14 protein-coding genes are annotated in these 18,661 nt (G+C 64.8%); 7 read left to right on the forward strand and 7 right to left on the reverse strand.

Annotated elements, in window-relative coordinates; translation table 11 throughout:
- The 7 genes from ABS88_RS17195 to ABS88_RS17225 all read right to left on the reverse strand — a co-directional run.
- A partial coding sequence (locus ABS88_RS17195) for an Arm DNA-binding domain-containing protein (protein ID WP_286750208.1) occupies positions 1 to 634 on the reverse strand: 634 nt, incomplete at its 3' end.
- Positions 635 to 1,054: 420 nt separating this feature from the next.
- Positions 1,055 to 1,651, reverse strand: coding sequence for a cation efflux transmembrane domain-containing protein (locus ABS88_RS17200; protein ID WP_186401321.1), 597 nt, complete (start codon positions 1,649 to 1,651; stop codon positions 1,055 to 1,057).
- A 117-nt stretch (positions 1,652 to 1,768) separates the two neighbouring features.
- Complete coding sequence (locus ABS88_RS17205) at positions 1,769 to 4,930, reverse strand: efflux RND transporter permease subunit (protein ID WP_186401320.1); 3,162 nt, start codon at positions 4,928 to 4,930, stop codon at positions 1,769 to 1,771.
- A gap of 17 nt (positions 4,931 to 4,947) precedes the next feature.
- Entirely contained in the window at positions 4,948 to 6,213 is a 1,266-nt protein-coding gene (locus ABS88_RS17210; RefSeq protein ID WP_286750209.1) for an efflux RND transporter periplasmic adaptor subunit, read from the reverse strand.
- The gene (locus ABS88_RS17215) at positions 6,210 to 7,445 is read right to left on the reverse strand and encodes a TolC family protein (RefSeq protein WP_186401318.1); all 1,236 of its coding nucleotides are present in this window, start codon (positions 7,443 to 7,445) and stop codon (positions 6,210 to 6,212) included. Before ABS88_RS17215 ends, ABS88_RS17210 begins: the two co-directional genes overlap by 4 nt.
- 64 nt (positions 7,446 to 7,509) lie before the next feature.
- A complete protein-coding gene (locus ABS88_RS17220; protein WP_186401317.1) occupies positions 7,510 to 7,845 on the reverse strand; it encodes a hypothetical protein in 336 nt (111 codons plus the stop codon).
- Between the two features lie 49 nt (positions 7,846 to 7,894).
- Complete coding sequence (locus ABS88_RS17225; protein WP_186401316.1) at positions 7,895 to 8,299, reverse strand: DUF3703 domain-containing protein; 405 nt, start codon at positions 8,297 to 8,299, stop codon at positions 7,895 to 7,897.
- A 415-nt stretch (positions 8,300 to 8,714) separates the two neighbouring features.
- On the opposite strand from ABS88_RS17225, the gene ABS88_RS17230 reads away from it, so the two are divergent.
- The 7 genes from ABS88_RS17230 (at position 8,715) to ABS88_RS17260 (ending at position 18,612) form a co-directional block, all read left to right on the forward strand.
- Entirely contained in the window at positions 8,715 to 9,077 is a 363-nt protein-coding gene (locus ABS88_RS17230; protein ID WP_186401315.1) for a hypothetical protein, read from the forward strand.
- 65 nt (positions 9,078 to 9,142) lie between these two features.
- Positions 9,143 to 10,450, forward strand: coding sequence for a TolC family protein (locus tag ABS88_RS17235; RefSeq protein WP_186401314.1), 1,308 nt, complete (start codon positions 9,143 to 9,145; stop codon positions 10,448 to 10,450).
- 109 nt (positions 10,451 to 10,559) lie between these two features.
- A complete protein-coding gene (locus ABS88_RS17240; protein ID WP_186401313.1) occupies positions 10,560 to 11,729 on the forward strand; it encodes an efflux RND transporter periplasmic adaptor subunit in 1,170 nt (389 codons plus the stop codon).
- Positions 11,730 to 11,732: 3 nt separating this feature from the next.
- A complete protein-coding gene (locus ABS88_RS17245) occupies positions 11,733 to 14,975 on the forward strand; it encodes an efflux RND transporter permease subunit (RefSeq protein WP_186401312.1) in 3,243 nt (1,080 codons plus the stop codon).
- A gap of 9 nt (positions 14,976 to 14,984) precedes the next feature.
- Complete coding sequence (locus ABS88_RS17250) at positions 14,985 to 15,329, forward strand: DUF190 domain-containing protein (RefSeq protein ID WP_186401311.1); 345 nt, start codon at positions 14,985 to 14,987, stop codon at positions 15,327 to 15,329.
- 81 nt (positions 15,330 to 15,410) lie between these two features.
- Positions 15,411 to 15,881: an SRPBCC family protein gene (locus ABS88_RS17255; protein ID WP_286750210.1), complete on the forward strand. Its 471-nt coding sequence runs from the start codon at positions 15,411 to 15,413 to the stop codon at positions 15,879 to 15,881.
- A 190-nt stretch (positions 15,882 to 16,071) separates the two neighbouring features.
- The gene (locus ABS88_RS17260) at positions 16,072 to 18,612 is read left to right on the forward strand and encodes a heavy metal translocating P-type ATPase (RefSeq protein WP_186401309.1); all 2,541 of its coding nucleotides are present in this window, start codon (positions 16,072 to 16,074) and stop codon (positions 18,610 to 18,612) included.
- The last annotated feature ends 49 nt before the right edge of the window (positions 18,613 to 18,661 follow it).

Genomic DNA, 18,661 nt, shown 5'->3' on the forward strand with positions numbered 1-18,661 from the left:
GCCGCGCGAAACTGAATACGGCGGACAGGTCGCGAAACACCTTGCGCGCGGCGCCTTCGCCGCCTCGTACGACAATGCGCCGGCGTGGGCCGATCTTGTCGTCACGCGCCGTCTTGCCCGCCTCCACCTCACGGAAGAAGCGCTCGATGTCGCCCGCGTTGACTTCGGTCACTCGGCGGTTGCCGAGCAGCGGGACGACATGATGTCGCAGGCGCGCAAGCGTATATTGCTTGGTCCGAGGCTTCATCGGGATCCCCTGCCGTTTTCCGCGCTGGATATAGCAGCCCTGCTTCTCATAAAGATCGATCAGTTCGCTGATCCGCATCTCGCCACGCTTGTTGTTTCGTGCTTTGGCCGGATCCTCGCCAACTGTAGCCTGAGCGAGGAGTTGCTTGGCCTGCCGCCGGGCCATTTCGACGGTTAGGGGGCCAAAACGTCCGACTGTGACGTGTCGTTTCGGAGCGCCGCGCCCGCCGCCTTCAGCGCGGTATCGGAGCACGAACGTCTTCGTCCCGCTCACGCCAACCCTGAGACCGAAACCGGGGAGCTCACTATCCCAGATGTCGTAACGCTTCTCTTTTGAAATGGCCGCGTCGATGACTCGCTTGGTTAGATGCACGGTGCCCTGAACCATCACTTTCTCCTTGTCAGATGCCCCATTCCGGGCGACCACCGGGCGACCACGACAATCGGAAATCGGCGCGTTTTCCTGGACAAGGATAGCGTAGAGAAATCAAATAATCAAAATATATATCAGTATGTTAGTAGCATTATGGCGTAGTCTGGAGAAATCCCGAAAATGGCTATCACAACTTTGCCAAGGTTGGGGTCGAGGGTTCGAATCCCTTCGCCCGCTCCAGTTTTCCAAAAAATTTCAATAACTTACGCCGATTAGCGGCGTAATATGCCCTGTTACGCGAGCCCGAATTTTGCCTCGCGTAATAAGGACGTAATATGATGGGGGCGAGCTGTCGGGTGCCTCTGGGCAAGGATCGGCGGCTCTGTTCGAACAGGTCCGAACATTCTTCCGCCGATCCGATAGGCCCCACAGCCTCTAGCCTTGCTGCTGTTTGGCTTCCTGCCGGGCGTCGCGAAGGATTTCGATCCCGCCCTTGATCGCGATCAGTGCAGTCGCAAACCCGACCAGAAGATCCGGCCAGTTCGTCCCGAGCCACCAGACGAGTACGCCCGCGATCAGGATGCCGCCGTTCGAGATGAAGTCGTTGTAGCTGAAGGTTGTCGCGGCTCTGAGGTTGACGTCCGGATCCTGAATGCGCTGCAAGAGCTTCAGGCAAGCATAGTTCACCACCGCAGCGACCGCCGACATGATCATCATCGTCGGACCGATCGGTTCGCTGCCTTCGAAATAGCGCCGTCCGACATCGAACAGGACGCCGGCCGCGAAGACCAGCAGCATGACGCCCGATGCCGTGGCAGCACGGGTTTTCCATTTCAGGCCATGGCTGAGCGCAACGAGGCTCAAGGCATAGACCGCAGCGTCGGACAGATTGTCGAGCCCGTTGGCGATGAGCGCGCTCGAATCGCCGAGTGCGCCGGTTAAAAGGAAGGCGATCGCGATCGCCGCGTTCAGGACGAGAACGATCTGGAGCGTTCGCTTTTCGCGTTCGCTCCCGGATGCTTTTTCATTCATTGCAAGCTCCTCAATCCTCACCATCCCTAAAAGGAGGCGGAACCCGCTTGGGTTCCGCCTCAGTCGGCACTCCCGGTTGCCGCCGACAGGGGGGAATGGCGGCTGACCGGGAGGGTCTCAGCCTGCGGGGCTGGCCGCGCCGCTCGGACGCGCCAACTCTTCCTCTTCGGCCTTCGCGGTCCGTCGGTGGACCAGGAGGTAGAGCGCAGGTAGCACCAGGAGCGTCAGGATCGTCGACGAGATGATCCCGCCGATGACGACGGTTGCCAGCGGCCGCTGCACCTCGGATCCCGCTCCGACATTGAGCGCCATCGGTATGAACCCTAGCGACGCCACCAGCGCGGTCATCATCACCGGTCTGAGTCGGGTGAGCGCCCCCTCGCGGATCGCATCTACGAGGCCTTTTCCGCGCTCGCGCAAATCCTTGATGAAGGAGAGCATCACTACGCCATTCAGCACCGCGACCCCGGACAATGCAATGAAGCCGACGCCCGCCGAGATCGAGAGCGGAATGTCGCGCAGCGCCAGCGCCGCGACCCCTCCCGTCAGAGCCAGCGGCACGCCCGAGAAGACGATCGCCGCATCGCGCACCGTGCCGAACAGCATGAACAGCAGGCCGAAGATCAGCAGCAGCACGAGCGGCACAACGATCTGGAGGCGCTCGGTTGCGGACTGAAGCTGTTCGAACGTCCCGCCATATTCGATGTAATAGCCATCGGGCAGCACGACCTCGGCTTCGACCTTTTGCGTGAGCTCGTCGATGAACGAACCCAGATCGCGCCCACGGACATTCGCCGTGATCACCGCGCGGCGCTTGCCATTTTCGCGGCTGATCTGGTTCGGCCCCGCCGCGAGCGATATCTCCGCCAGTTCCGAAAGCGGCACGAAGCCGCCCGCCGGAAGCGCAACGGGGAGATTGCCGAGCGACGCGAGATCGGTGCGAATGGCCTCGGGAAGCCGGACGATGACGTCGAAGCGGCGGTCACCCTCGAAGAGCTCGCCCGCCTGACGGCCCCCGGTTGCGGTCGAAACCGCGTCCTGGACCGTCTCCATGCTGACGCCGTAGCGCGCGAGCTTGTCGCGATCGGGCGTGACCGAGAGCATCGGCAGGCCGGTGACCTGCTCGAGCTTCACGTCCTGCGCGCCCGCAATCCCGCCGGCGACTTCCTCGATCGCCTGCCCCGATTCGAGCAATTGATCGAGATCGTCGCCGAACAGCTTGATCGCAACGTCGGCGCGGACGCCGGCGATCAGCTCGTTCATGCGCATCTTCACCGGCTGGGTGAACTCATAATTGTTCCCCGGCACCTCGTTCACCGCCTTGTTGAGTTCGGCAACGAGCTGGTCGCGCGTCTTTCTCGGATCGGGCCATTCCTTCCGGTCCTTGAGCATGATGAAATTGTCCGCGACCGATGGCGGCATCGGGTCGGTCGCGACCTCGGGCGTGCCGATCTTCGCGAACACCCGTTCGACTTCGGGGAACTGCCTGATCCTCTTCTCCAGCGCCTCCTGCATCGCGATCGACTGGGTCAGGCTCGTCCCCGGAATGCGCATCGCGTGCATCGCGATATCGCCTTCGTCGAGGTCCGGGATGAACTCGGACCCCAGACTGGATGCCGCCACGCCGCTGAGCGCCACGAGTAGCAGCGCGCTCGAAAGCGCAGCCTTCGGCCAATTGAGGACGCGGTCGAGCATCGGGCGATAGCCCTTGCCGAGACCGCGCATCAGCCAATTCTCCTTCTCTTCGACTTTGCCGGTGACGAAGAGCGCCACCGCGGCCGGAACCAAAGTGAGCGACAGCAGCAGAGCGGCGGTAAGCGCGAGGACGACGGTGATCGCCATTGGATGGAAAGTCTTTCCTTCGACGCCTTCGAGCGCGAAGATCGGCAGGTAGACGGCGGTAATGATGATGATGCCGAAGATGCTTGGCTTGATCACCTCTGCACTCGCCGAGGCGACGAGGCCGAAGCGTTCGTCGCGGTCGAGCAGGCGTCCGAGCCTGTGCTGTGCCTCGCCGAGCCGGCGGAGGCAGTTCTCGACGATGATGACGGCCCCGTCGACGATGAGGCCGAAGTCGAGGGCGCCAAGGCTCATGAGGTTGGCCGATGTTCGCGTCTGGAGCATGCCCGTCAGCGTCATCAGCATCGCAACGGGAATGACCGCCGCCGTGATCAGCGCCGCCCGGAAATTGCCGAGCAGCAGGAAGAGGATCACGATGACGAGGAGCGCGCCTTCAGCGAGGTTCTTCTGCACCGTCGAGATCGTCCGCTCGACGAGCGCGGTGCGATCATAGAGCGGCTTGGCAACGACACCCTTCGGCAGGGCGCGCGAGGCTTCGACGAGACGTTCGGCCGAGGCCTGCGCCACCACGCGCGGATTTTCCCCGATCAGCATTGAGACCGTTGCGAGGACGACTTCCTTGCCATTCTCGGTCGCGGCGCCCGTGCGCAGCCCCGAGCCGATCGCGACATCGGCGACGTCAGCGATCCGGATCGGAACCCCGCCGCGGGTGGTGACGATGATCTGCGACAGGTCGCGCTCGTTATTGGCCTGACCCGGCACGCGGATCAGAATCTGTTCGCCGCTGCGCTCGACATAGCCGGCGCCGCGATTGGCGTTATTGGCCTCCAATGCGGTGACGACATCGTTGAGCGAAAGGTTGAGCGAAGCGAGCGAGGCCGGGTTAGGGGTTACATGATATTGGCGTGCATAGCCGCCGATCGTGTTGATCTCGGCGACCCCCGGGATCGTGCGCATCTGCGGTCGGATAACCCAGTCGGACATCGTCCGGAGGTCTTCGGTCGTATAAGGCGTGCCGTCGGGCTTTCTTGCGCCCGGTTCGGCCTCGATCGAGAACATGAAGATTTCGCCGAGACCCGTCGAGATCGGGCCCATTTCGGGCTCCATCCCGGGCGGAAGCTGGCCGCGCGCGGCCTGGAGGCGCTCGCCCACCTGCTGGCGCGCGAAATAGATGTCGGTCCCGTCCTCGAAGACGACGGTGACCTGGCTGAGGCCATAGCGCGAGATCGACCTCGTATAGCTGAGGTTCGGGATGCCCGCGATCGCGGTCTCGATCGGATAGGTGATGCGCTGCTCGGATTCGAGCGGCGAATAGCCTTCCGCCTTGGTGTTGATCTGGACCTGGACGTTGGTGATGTCGGGGACGGCGTCGATGGGCAGCTTGGTCGCGCTCCATGCGCCGATCGCGCAAAGGAGCGCGACGACCGCGAGGACGAGCCACCGCTGCCGGATCGAAAAGCCTATGGTTCTGGCTAGCATATTATCCTGCCCCCCGATCAATGGTCGTGGCCCGCGCCGGACTTTTCGATGTCGGCGCGAACGAGGAAACTGCCCTTGGTGACATAGGCGGTGCCGGGCTTGATGCCCGACAGGACCTCGGTCCATTCGGGCGACGAACGGCCGAGCTTCAGCATGCGGACCTCATAGTCCTGCCCGAAATTGGCATAGACCACCTTGAAGTCGCGGAAGGGCTGGATCGCCTCGGTGCGCACCGCGAGTGGCACGGTGACGGGATTGACCATTACGCGGCCGCGCAAGGCCATGCCGGGCCGAAGCGTCCCCGAGCGGTTGGGGATCGTCGCGCGAATGAGCGCGGTGCCCGCCTCGACATTGCCGTCGGGCAGGAACTGTCCGAGCGGCGCGGTCGCGATCGCGGCGCCATCCTGCGTCTCCACCGTCACCCGCATCCCCGGTCGGATGATCGCGAGGTCGCGGGGGAAGATGTTGAAGACGACCGTGGTCTGCGCCGGGTCGGTAACCACATAGAGTGCGCGCCCGTCGGTGACGTCACCGGGATTTGCGTTGCGCTCCGCGACCACGCCGCCGACCGTCGCATAGACCGGATAGACCTGGAGGCTCTCGCTCGACTCGATCCGCGCGAGAAGCTCTCCGCGGCGGACGCTGTCGCCCACCCCCTTGGTCACCGACACGACGCGGCCGGGGAACTGGCCGCGAATTTCGGAACGGGCGGTCGGAGACAATTGGACGGTGCCGTAGAGTTCGCGCATCTCGCCCACCGTCGCCGGACCGACGACAGCGGTTTCGATGCCTCCGGCCTTGGCGGCGTCCGTCGCGATCCGGGTGCGACCCTCGGGGTTCGCATATTTCCAGACGTGGCGTTTACCGCCCGTCACCGCGACGACTTCGACATCGAAGCTGTGCGGTTCGGTAACGACCCCCTGCCCTGCGAGGAACTTGCCTTGCGGGCGGAAGGTGAAGCGATCGACGTCGCCGCCTAGACGGGTGAGCGTGATCGCGAGCTGGACATCCTTGGGATCGACCGGCTTCCCGCCCCGCGTTGCGAAGACGCGGAATTGCGGTTCGGTGCCATTCTCGAAGATCGTCACCTCGACGGCGAAATCGCCATTCTTGAGCAATTTGCCGCCGTTCGGGCCTTTGGCATCTTCCTCGCCTTCGCCCTCGGCGTGGCTTTCGCCTTCTTCATGCTTGTCTTCGCCCTCGGCGCCGCCGCCGCCGCAGGCAGCGAGAGGCACGGCAAGAAACAGCGCCGCGGCAGCGGCGGGAAATGGAAACTTCTTCATGGAATATTCTCCGCAAGGGGAGCCGCATCGAAGCGGCCGGTCAGGCGATCGATCTCCGCGAGCAAATCGCGGTAGCGCGTCATGGCCTCGGCCCACTGACCCTGGATCTGGATGATGACGTCGGCGGCATCCTGCACGTCTGCGAACAGGAACCCGCCGCGGGCATAGCCCTCGCGCACCTGGGCGAGCGTCTTCACCGCCTTCGGATAGACGTCGTTCATGATGCCCTCGGCCCGGACCCGCGCGGCGTCGGCGTCGGCGCGAAGCGTGGCGAGGCGCCGCAGCCGCTCGAGCCGGCTCGCCTCGGACTGAAACTCGAGCTGCCGCCGTTCGGCCTGCGCCCGGGCGATATTGCCCTGGTTGCGGTCGAAGCGTCCGAGCGGGATCGAGATGCCGCCGAGAACGGCGACATCATTGGTCTCGCGAAGGAAACGCGTGCCGCCCGACACCGTATAGTCCTGGTGCGCGCGGCTTTGCTCGACGACCACTTGCGCCCGCGCGCGATCGACGGCCGCGTCGAAGACGGCCGCATCGGCCTCGGCGAGCGGTGGATCGCGCGGATCGGGCTTTTCGATCCCCTCGGCAATCACGAGGCTGTCGGGCGTGCCGCCCCAGAAGGAAGCGAGCAGAGCGCGCGCCGACTGGCGCTTCGCCTGGACTTCTTTCAGGGCCAGTTCGGCTTCGAGAATGCGGGCATCGGCGCGCGTCTCGACGAACAGCGGATCCTTGTAACCCCGCACGCGGCGGATCGCCTCGCTGCGTATCTCCTTCTCGAGCTTGACGCGGTCCTCGGCGACCCAGACCATCTGCTCGGCGATCTGGACGTCGATATAGGCGCGCTGCACTTCCTGGGCGATGTCGAGCCGGACGAGCCGCCACTGCGCCTCGGCGAGAACGACGCCGCGCTCGGCAAGTGCCATCCGCGCCTCCCGCTTTCCGCCGCGTTCGAGCGGCTGCGAGTAGGTGACGGTCAGTTCCGACTGTCGGAACAGGCCATAGCCGCCCGTTCCGACGCCATTTTCCAGATCGACCGAGACGGTCGGATTGGGACGAACGCGAGCTTGCAGCTGGTCGGCACGCGCGGCGTCGACCCCCGCTTCACCCGCTCTGAGCTCGGGCGATGCAGCGATGGCCCGCTCGACCGCCTGGTCGAGCGTTAGCGGCTGAGCCCACACGGGCCCGGCCAGCAGCGCAGCCCCGGCCAACAGGGCGGCGCGCATATGGATATGCATAAATGATCACTCCTGAACGGTTCGACTGAGCGCAGGCCGGGAAGGGCCGCGCGGCAGGCGTCGTTCAGGCGAGGGGAGGGTTCAGGGGAGGCGCGAGGGCGCGCGACGCGAGGCGCGTCGCGGGCAGCGCGAAGTGCAGGCCGCCGGAAAAGCAGGTCAGATCGCTGTTCCCCGAAAGCGCTTGATCGGACGCCACCGGACAATTGTGGTGGCTTCCGTGCAGATCGGCGTCCTGCTTGCCGTCTGCGTCGCTGTCCGGCGCTTGTGGCACGTCCGCATGGTGGGCGAGATGGGAATCGGTCGCGTGGTGCGACATGCCGGCAGCCGCGGGCGCAGCATTATGAAGCCCGCTCAGCAGCAGGACGAACAGCATCAAGAGGCGGAGCGGAGCGCCGGACATCCGCGCGCCCCTAACAGCGAATAGCCTGTTCCGAAAGCCCAAAACCGGCTCAGCCTGGACGGCCGTCGCGCGTTGCCGCCGACCGGGCCGCCTCGATCAGTACCGCCAGGCCCTCCGGCATCGGCATCGGATCGAAGGCGCTCACGCGCGCGCGGCCATTGTTCCCGGCGGGTAGCCGACCGGTCAGCGAGCCGAGCGGCACGAGCAGGAGCCGCATCGCCTGACCGGCGGCTTCCCGGCTATCACCCAGTTCGATCGCATAGCGCAGCATGTGCCAGTGCGAGGCCAGGTGCGCGACCATAAAGGGCTGGCTCAATATATGTTCCCATTCCAGCGCCCGCCACGCGGCGGCTTCATCGCCGATTCGGCTTGATTCGCGAAACAGGCGATATTGGTCGCGCAGGAGCGGCGCGGCGATGGCCCTGCTAGGCGGTTTTGCAGTCGACGTCGTCATGCCGGGTCCCCCTTTTTGTCCAGGGCAAGCTTTTGCACCCTGTAGTAGATACAGGGTCAAGCCCTCATGTTACCGCTCGGCGCCTCGGGGCGCGGCTCCCGATTTACCGCCCTGTCCACGACGAATCCCGCTGCCGGCGCTCGGCCCGGTACAAAGGAAGGCAAGGGCAATAGCGTAAGGCAGCAAATAAATGTGAAAGAAAATCGCAGAACTATTGTGCTTAATGCCGGATTGTCCGACCGATATCCTTTTCTTTCCGACGGATCGATAAGTATTCCTATGACCGATACATGGCTTCGCTGCGATAATGAGATAACATTACAGCATCCCTTCGAGGGTTCGAAGAGTGCTGCCGAAGTTGATTGAAAATCTTCTACTTTTCATCGCGCTGTTTCGATGCTAGGGGCCGGTTCCAATGCGACGGGTGATCCTCTTCCTCCTGACCCTTCTCCTTGCATCCGGAACGGTTGCGGGGTCGCTCGCGCATGCGACCGAGGATCGGGCCGAGGCGAGCCTTTTTGTCGCGGCGATCGAGGCGGGCTGCGTGAGTCCGCCGGCTGCCGAAAACGCCGAGCCCGACAAGGAAAAATCGTCGCCCGGCGAAAAGCAGCAGGTTCCAGCCGCCGCTCATGGTTGCCATGGCCACCATTCGGGCGTGCCGGCGGAAACCTTTTCAGCAGCGACCGAAACCCCTGCCCCTGAAGCGCATACGCGCATCCTGACGGCCGCCTTGCCGCCCGTCGCCTATATCGGGACGTTCCGCCCTCCAATCGCCTGACGCTCTAGGTCTGCGCGCGCCCTCCGCGTGCGCTTCTCCCTGGAAACGTCAGGAGTCTCTTTTTCATGAAATCCATAGTTGTCGCCGCGAGTCTCGCGGCGCTCGTTGCAGGCGCAAATTCCGTGCCCGCCGCTGCCCAGTCGGCAGCGACGGAGCTGGTGGGACCGCCTTCGTCCGATAGCGAGGCGGTGCGTACCGGCCCGCTTCCCGCCCGATTGTCCCTCGCACAGGCGATGGAGGAAGCCGATGCGCGCTCCCCGCGCGTGGTTGCCGCGCAGGCCGAAGTGGAGGCCGCCCGCGGCCGCCAGCGTCAGGCGGGCTATCGCTTCAACCCCATCCTCAACGTCGATGTCGAGAATTTCGCCGGCACCGGTCCCTATTCGGGCCTGAACGGCCTCGAAACGACGGTGTCGGTCAATCAGCGCCTCGATATCGGCGGTCGGCGCCGTGCGCGTATGACGCTCGCCGATGCCGAGTTTCTCGCGGCCCAATATCGGCTAGAGATTGCCCGCGCCGATCTCGCGCTCGAGGTTCGCAACCAGTTCGCAACCGCGCTCGCCGCCCGCGACAGTCTGACGCTCGCGCGCGAAAATGAAGCGCGCGCTCGTGAGCTCGTCCGCGTCGCACAGGCGATGGTCGACACCGGCAACGAGCCGCCGCTGCGCGCCTTCCGGGCCAATGCGGCGCTGGTTCAGGCAACCGCCGAACTGCGCGCCGCCGAGGCCGAGGAACGGACGGCACGCCGTTCGCTCGCGGCGCTTCTCGGCAGCTCGGTGGCACCGGCCGAACTGGTCGAAGGCGACCTGTGGGCGATGCCCGCCACGGTCGACTCGCTCGCCACGCTCGACGTCAGGCTTGCCGAGACCGATCGCCTGATCGCCGAAGCTCGCCTCCAGGGGCAGCGTGCCGACGGTCGTCTCGACCCCTCGGTCGGCTTCGGGGTGCGGCAGCTTCGCGACACCGGCGATCGCGCTCTGATCGCCAATGTCTCGGTGCCGCTGCCGATCTTCGATCGCAACCGCGGCAATATCTCGGCAGCCAAGTCCGACGTCGCTGCCGCCATCGCGCGGCGGGAAAATGCGGTCGTCAATGCCGAGGCACAGATCGCCAACGCGAAGGCCGAACTCGAAGCCGCCGAGGCCCGCCTCGCGGCGCTCGAAGGCAGCGGCATCGAACAGGCGCGCGAAGGCGTGCGGCTCGCCGAGCTCAGCTACCGCGCCGGCAAGTCGACGCTCGTCGAATATATCGACGCGCAGCAAGCCTATGCCGCGACGCAGGCCGAGCTGATCGCGGCCCGGCAGGCCCGCGCCGAGGCGCGCGCGATCCTCTCGCGCCAGGCTGCGGCCGACGGCGACGCGGATCACCAGCCATGAGCGCGCCGGTTCCAGCAAACAGCGGGGCCGTCCGCCCCGCCTTCCTTCTTAATCAACAGGGGTGCGCTGCCGGTCGGCGCGCGAACCGCATCAACAGCGGAGATAGAATATGATCACCAAGGACAAGCGCCTTCTCGGCACCGTCGCGGGCGCGATGGCGCTCGCCGCCGTCACGGGCTTCGGCGTCGCGCGCTGCACCGCCGATCCGGCGCCGGCCCCCGCGGCCGAAGGCGGCGAGGAAGCGGCGAGCGAAGCCCTTCCGAGCAGCCTCGCCATCACCCCCGAAGCGATCAAGGCCGCCGAGATCGGCGTCGAACCGATCAACGCGGGCGGGCTGGGCTCGGAAATCATCTCGCAGGCGACCGTCACCGCTGCACCGAGCGGCGAGGCGATCGTGACCGCGCGGGCGGGCGGTGCCGTCACGCGCCTGTTCAAGCGGCTCGGCGACCCGGTTCGCGCGGGCGAAACGATCGCGATCGTTCAGAGCCGTGACGCCGCGCAGATCGCGGCCGAACGGGTCGCGGCCGATGCGCGCTCGACCCTCGCGCAGAAGAATCTCCACCGCGAGAAGACCCTGCTCGACCAGAAGGTCTCGGCGCGGGTCGATTATGAGCGGGCGCAGGCGGAGGCGGCAGCTGCCGCGGCGGAGGCGCAGCGCGCCCGCGCCGCAGCCAGTGCCGCGCAGGTGACGCGCGATGGAAGCAGCGTGATTGTCGCGAGCCCGATCTCGGGTCGCATCACCGCCGAGAGCGCGAGCCTCGGGGCCTTCGTGCAGCCCGAGACCGAATTGTTCCGGGTGGCCGACCCGTCGCAGGTCCAGATCGAGGCGGCCGTCGGTCCCGCCGACGCGCAGCGTCTGAGCCCCGGCGACAGGGCGATCATCGAACTGCCCGATGGCCGGACGATCGATGCGCGCGTGCGCGCCGTTACCCCGGGCCTTTCGGGTGACACGCGTTCGGCAACCGCCGTCCTCGACGTGCCGGGGTCGCTGCAGCCGGGCCTCGCGGTGCGCGTTCGCCTGCTCCCGAGCCGGGGCGCCGAAGCCGGCGGTCCTGCCCGGATCGTCATCGCCGACGAGGCGCTGCAAACGCTCGAAGGCCGCGACGTGGTCTTCGTGCGGACCAAGGATGGTTTCCGTGCCCAGAATGTCACCGTCGGCCAGCGCAGCGCCGGCCGCATCGAGATCCTCTCGGGTCTGAAGCCCGGCCAGATCGTCGCGACCAAGAACGCTTTCCTGCTCAAGGCCGAACTCGGCAAGGGCGCGGGCGAGGAGGAATAAACCGTGATCGCGAAACTGATGGCGCTATCCGTCCGCGCGCGCTGGGCGGTGCTATTTCTCTTCCTCGTCGTCGCGGGTCTCGGCGTCTGGCAGCTCACCAAGCTGCCGATCGACGCCGTGCCCGACATCACCAACAAGCAGGTCCAGATCAACACCATCGACCCGCGTCTCTCGCCGGTCGAAATCGAAAAGCTCGTTACCTATCCGATCGAAATCTCGCTGGCAGGCATTCCGGGGCTCGAGACGACACGCTCGATCTCGCGTAACGGTTTCAGCCAGGTGACGGCGATCTTCACCGACGAAACCGACCTCTATTTCGCGCGCCAGCAAGTGGGTGAACGCCTGCTGCAGGCGGGTGAAAATCTGCCCGACGGGGTTCAGCCCCAGATCGGGCCGGTGACGACGGGCCTCGGCGAAGTCGTCATGTACACCGTCGGCTACAAGAACCCCGACGGTAAAGGCGCCAAGAAGGTCGCCAATCAGCCCGGATGGCAGCCCGATGGCAGCTATCTGACCCCCGAAGGCGACATCCTCACCGACGAGGTCGCCAAGGCCGGTTATCTGCGCACGGTCCAGGACTGGATCGTGAGCCCGCAATTGAAGTCGGTCGGCGGCGTTGCCGGCGTCGACTCGATCGGCGGCTATGCCAAGACCTTCGTCGTCGAGCCCGATCCGACGCGGCTCACCAGCTACGGGATTTCCTACAGCGAACTTGGTGAAGCGCTCGAACGCGCCAACCTCGCGGTCGGTGCCAACTATTACAACCGGGCGGGCGAGGCCTATCTCGTGCGCGTCGATGCGCGCGTGCGCTCGGTCGACGAAATCCGCAATGCGGTCGTTGCGACGCGCGGCGGGGTTCCGGTGACCGTGGGTCAGCTCGCCAATGTGAGGATCGGCGGCGACCTTCGCACCGGTGCGGGCAGCATGAACGGCAAGGAGGCGGTGATCGGCACCGTGCTCATGCTGATCGGTCAGAACAGCCGCACCGTGGCCGAGGATGTCTCGGCGAAGATCGCCCAGATTTCGAAGACCCTCCCGCCGGGCGTCGAGGTCAAGGTGGTGCTCGATCGCGCCAAGCTTGTGAACGCAACGGTCGGAACCGTCGAGAAGAACCTCACCGAGGGCGCGCTGCTCGTGGCGGCCGCGCTCTTCTTCCTGCTCGGCAACTGGCGCGCCGCGATCATCGCGGTGCTCGTCATTCCCTTCTCCTTCCTGATGATGGCGATGGGCATGAACGCGTTCCATGTTCCCGGTAACCTGATGAGCCTCGGCGCGCTCGACTTCGGCCTGATCGTCGACGGCGCGGTGATCATCATTGAAAACTGTCTGGCGAGGTTGGCGCACAGGCAGGAACATGAAGGGAGATTGCTCAATCTGCGCGAACGTCTCGAGGAGACGATGCGCGCCAGCCAGGAGATGATCAAACCGACCGTCTTCGGGCAGGCGATCATCCTGCTCGCCTTCGCGCCGCTGCTGATGTTCACGGGCGTCGAGGGCAAGACCTTTTCGCCGATGGCCATCACCATCATGCTCGCGCTCGTGGCCGCCTTCATCCTCGCGATCACGCTCGTTCCCGCGCTCGTCGCGCTGATGATCCGCGGCAAGGTGGCCGAGAAGGAAGTCTGGGCCATCCGGAAGACCAAGGAACGCTATCTGCCCTTGCTCGACAAGGCGATCGCGAAGCCATGGACTTTCATTGCGGGCGGTCTCGCCTTCTTCCTGCTGGCAATCCCGCCCTTCGGTCTGCTTGGCTCGGAATTCATTCCGCAGCTCGACGAGAAGAATATGGCGCTCGCCTCAACGCGCGTGCCATCGGTCAGCCTTGAGCAGTCGCTCACGATGCAGCGCAATGTCGAGAACGCGATCTCCAAATTGCCCGAAGTCGAGCTGATGTTCTCAAAAACGGGTACCGCCGAGGTGGCGACCGACCCGATGCCGCCGAACGTTTCCGACGGCTTCGTCATCCTGAAGCCGCAGGATCAGTGGCCGGCGGGTGTCGATAGCAAGGCCGACGTCGTTGAGAGGATCGAGAAGGCCTCGGGCGGTCAGCTCGGGCAGATGTTCGAAGTCAGCCAGCCGATCCAGCTCCGCTTCAACGAGCTGATCGCGGGTGTCCGCGGCGACGTGGCCATCAAGCTCTATGGTGACGATCTCGACAAGATGTCGCTCGCCGCGAACGAGATGGTCCGTGTGCTTCAGGGCATTCCGGGTGCGGGCAGCGTCAAGGCCGACCAGGTGGGCGGCGCTCCGACGCTCGATGTGAAGCTCGATCGCAATGCGATCGCGCGCTACGGGCTGTCGGTGCAGGAGGTTGCCGACACGGTGTCGGCGGCGCTCGGCGGCCGCGAATCCGGCCTGCTCTACGAAGGCGACCGGCGCTTCGACATCACGGTTCGCGTCCCCGATGCGACCCGGGTCAATCTCGACGACATCCGCGCGCTGCCCGTGCTTCTGCCTTCCGAGGGCGGCAACCGCGGACAGATTCCGCTCGCCCAGGTGGCACAGATCCGGCTGACCGAAGGGCTCAACCAGATCAGCCGCGAAAATGGCAAGCGGCGCGTCGTCGTCCAGGTGAACCTCGAAGGCCGCGATGCGGGCTCCTTCGTGGCCGAAGCGCAGGCGAAGATCGCCAATGTGAAGCTACCGGCGGGCTATTACATTGAATGGGGTGGTCAGTTCGAAAGCCTCCAGGCGGCGTCGAAGCGGCTCTCGATCGTGGTGCCGCTCTGCTTCGCGGGCATCTTCATCCTGCTTTACATGGCACTTGGTACCTTCGGGCGTGCAACTGCCGTGTTCCTTGCGGTGCCGCTCGGTCTCGCGGGGGGGGTGTTCACCCTGGCGCTAACGGGCATCAACTTCTCGGTGTCGGCGGCGGTGGGCTTCATCTGCCTTGCCGGCGTCGCGGTCCTCAACGGTCTCGTCGTCATGACGGCGATACGCGAGCGGCTCGAGGATGGAACGCCTCTCGTCGAGGCGATCCGCGAGGGCATGACCGAGAAGATGCGTGCGGTGATCATGACCGGCTTCGTGCCCGCGATCGGCTTCGTGCCGATGGCGCTCGCGACCGGGACGGGTGCCGAGGTGCAGAAGCCGCTCGCGACGACCGTCATCGGCGGTCTCATCGCGGCGACGATCCTGACGCTTCTGGTTCTTCCCGCCATCGCCAAGGTGGTGCTCGGATCGAACTGGCAGCCCGGCTTCATGAAACGCAAGTCCGAACCGGCCGAAGCGCCGGTCACGGAATAGGAGAGGAACATGCAAAAAGCATCCAAGCTCTTGCGCGTCTACACCGACGAATCTGCCTTTTTCGGTGACCAGCGCGTCTTCGAGTTCATTTCCGAACTCGCCCGCCAGCAAAAGCTGGCGGGGGTAACCGTCCTTGAAGCGGTTCTCGGTTTCGGCCGCTCGGCGCATCTTCACCGCAAGCATGCGCTGGAGAATGACCGGGCGGTCGTGATCGAGATCATCGACGACGAGCAGAAGCTGCGCGACTTCGCGGCGCAGCTCGCCGAAATACCGGACATCGGGCTCATCACGCTCGAAGCGGTGGATATCCTCGGCGGGAAATCCGCCGCGGAGTCCCCTGATGTCCAGAGCTGACCGGCACCTTGCCGGTCTACACCGCGGCGCAGGTCCCCGGCCTGCGTCGCGGACCAGCTTGCGCGAGCGAGGGGGCAGCCGATGTTCTCGGTAGGTACCTCGCTCCGCTTGCCGGTCCCGATCGGGCGTGTCTGGCGCCTGCTCGTCGATATCGAGCGATACGGCGACTGGCATCCGACGCTCCGCTTCACCGATCGTCCCGGTGATGAAGAGCGGCTCGACTATGTCTATTCGCCGCGCGGGGCGCGTGGACCCGAACTGTCGGCCGAGGGCCGGATCACCGGTCTCGACTGGCTTTCGGGTTTCTCATGGCGGACCGGTATGCGCGGTCTGCTCGTCATCGAGGAGAGTTACCGGCTCGAAAAGCTCGGTCAGGGCGTCGAGGTCACACACCGGCTCGACTGCCGCGGCGTCTTCTCCTGGCTCGGCTATCCCTTTCTGCGCCGCGCCTGCTCGGTGTTCCTGCGCCGCTCGAACGCGGCGCTCGAAAAGCATTTCCGCCGCACGACCGTCCAGTCGCGTTATGCGCGGCCGAGCGGACGGCGCGCATGATTTTGAGTTCGAAACCTGGCCGTCGGAGGCCCCTCTCATTCGCCCCCCTCACCACGGGCAGGGGTCTCCGGCGGTCAGGGAGGTGCGGGAGCCGGGTCGCATCCCGAGAAGGTTCCCGCACCTCATCCTGCCGTGCGTTTAACATGCGCCCGGACCGCAATGCCGATCGCCAAGTGAAAAGGATCGCATCATGAGTGACCAGTTGCGGCTCGATATTCCGCTGCTCCTCCCCGAAGTCGCCGATACCGCCGACCGCTGCGTCGCGCGCCTGATGAGCGAACTCGAAGGACGCGAAGGCGTCGACAAGGTCCATGTGGTCCGGTCGAGCGACGCTTCGCCGCCGCAGCTCTGCATCCATTACCGTCCGGACATTCTCCCGCTCGAACGCGTGCGGCAGCTCGCGCGAAGCGCCGGCGCGGAGCTCACCGGCCAATATCAGCATCTCTTCTGGGACGATCTCGAGGGCGTCGGCCACGCGCGGCGCGCGCGGACGATCGGCCTTCGGCTTCGCGAAATGCCGGGCGTGATCGAAGCCGAAGTCGGCGCGGCGGGGACGCTGCGCGCCGAGTTCCAGCGCTCGGAAACCTCCATCGAAGCGATCAGAAAGGTATTGTCGGATATGGGCGTCACCCGGAAATCGGCTGCCGTCGCCGCGGCTGTCCCGGCACAAGCTGGACATGTGCATGGTGACGATGGTCATGATCATGGCCCCGATCACACCCACGGACCCGACCATAAGCATGGCCATACGGGGCCGGACGATCATGATCATGGTCATGACCATGGCGGGATATTCGGCGAACGCACCGAGCTGATTTTCGCCCTCCTTTGCGGTCTCGTCCTCGGCATCGGTTTCGCGATCGAGAAGTTCGAGGTCGCTCCCGGGTGGGTGAGCTTCGGCCTCTATCTTGCTGCCTATGGTTTCGGCGGCTGGTTCACCGTCCGTGAAGCGATCGAGAATCTGAAGCTCAAGCGCTTCGAGATCGACACGCTGATGCTCGTCGCCGCAGCCGGCGCGGCAGCGCTGGGCGCTTGGGCCGAAGGCGCGCTGCTTCTCTTCCTCTTCAGCTTGGGCCATGCGCTAGAACATTATGCCATGGGCCGCGCCAAGCGCGCGATCGAGGCGCTCGCCGAACTGGCGCCTCAGACCGCCGTGGTGAAGAACGACGACGGCAGCACGCGCGAAGTGGCGGTCGAGCTTCTGCAGATCGGCGACACGGTCGTGGTCAAGCCCAACGAGCGGCTCCCGGCTGACGGTTTTGTCGTCGCTGGGCGAACGGCAGTAGATCAGGCGCCCGTGACGGGAGAAAGCGTTCCCGTCGACAAAGAGCCTGTGCCGAGCCGCTCAATCGCCGCAGCAAGTCCCGATGCTATCGATTCAAAAAATCGGGTCTTCGCGGGTACGATCAACGGCTATGGGGTTATCCACGTTGCAGTGACACGGCTTGCCGGCGACTCTGCTCTCGCCAAAGTCGTTCAGATGGTAAGTGAAGCCGAAACGCAAAAGTCTCCGACCCAGCGATTCACCGACCGCTTCGAAAGGATTTTTGTTCCCAGCGTGCTCGCGTTGGTTTTTCTACTGCTCTTTTCCTGGGTCATTATAGACGAACCATTTCGCGACAGCTTCTATCGGGCAATGGCGGTCTTGGTTGCCGCTAGTCCCTGCGCGCTCGCAATAGCCACGCCGAGTGCTGTCCTTTCAGGGGTAGCCCGCGCCGCCCGTGGCGGTGTGCTCGTAAAGGGAGGTGGGCCGCTCGAAAGCCTCGGTTCGCTCACTGCACTGGCATTTGACAAGACCGGCACGCTTACGGAGGGGGAGCCACGGATTGTGTCCGTAATCCCTTCAGTCGATGTAACGGGCGACGAACTATTACGGGTTGCAATTTCGGTTGAACAGCTGAGCGATCATCCGCTGGCTCGCGCCATAGCTCGTGATGGCCGAGAACTGCTGGCTTCCGGGAATATTCCGGAAGCGCAGGATTTTAGAAGCCGCACTGGTGAGGGTGTCTCCGCGACCGTTGACGGCGAAGACGTGCTGATCGGGAAATCCGAGATGTTCGGGCGTAATGGTACGCCCCCCCTAGGTCCCGAACTCCTAGCAGAGATTGAGCGCTTGCGCTTGAACGGTCGGACCACAATGGCCGTTCGGAAGGGGACGCGCGACCTTGGGGTGATCGGACTAATGGACCAGCCCCGAAAATCAGCGCCTTCCACGATCTCTAAACTACGACACCTCGGGATTCGCCGCATGATCATGGTTTCGGGCGACAACCAGCAGGTCGCGGAGGCTGTCGCTGGTGAAGTCGGTATCGACGAGGCATGGGGCGACCTCATGCCTGATCAGAAAGTTGACGCCATACGCGATCTGAAGGCCAGGCAACCTGTAGCGATGGTCGGCGATGGCGTCAACGATGCTCCCGCTATGGCAAATGCTACCGTCGGCATCGCTATGGGGGCGGCTGGATCAGATGTCGCTCTTGAAGCCGCCGACGTCGCTTTGATGGCAGACGATCTCGCGCATCTGCCCTTCGCGATCGGTCTTAGTCGCCAGACGCGGCGGATCATTCGCCAGAATCTGGTCGTGAGCCTCGGCGTGGTTGTTGTCCTCGTGCCGGCGACGATCTTCGGGCTCGGTATCGGTCCCGCAGTCGCGGCGCATGAAGGTTCGACGCTCGTTGTTGTCGCCAACGCGCTGCGCCTGCTCGCCTATCGCGACCGCGTCGCGGACTGAGCGGTGACCAGGTCGCCGACGGCCCGGACCGCGCGTGCGAAGGAGGAAA

The organism is Sphingopyxis sp. SCN 67-31, from assembly GCF_001725095.1.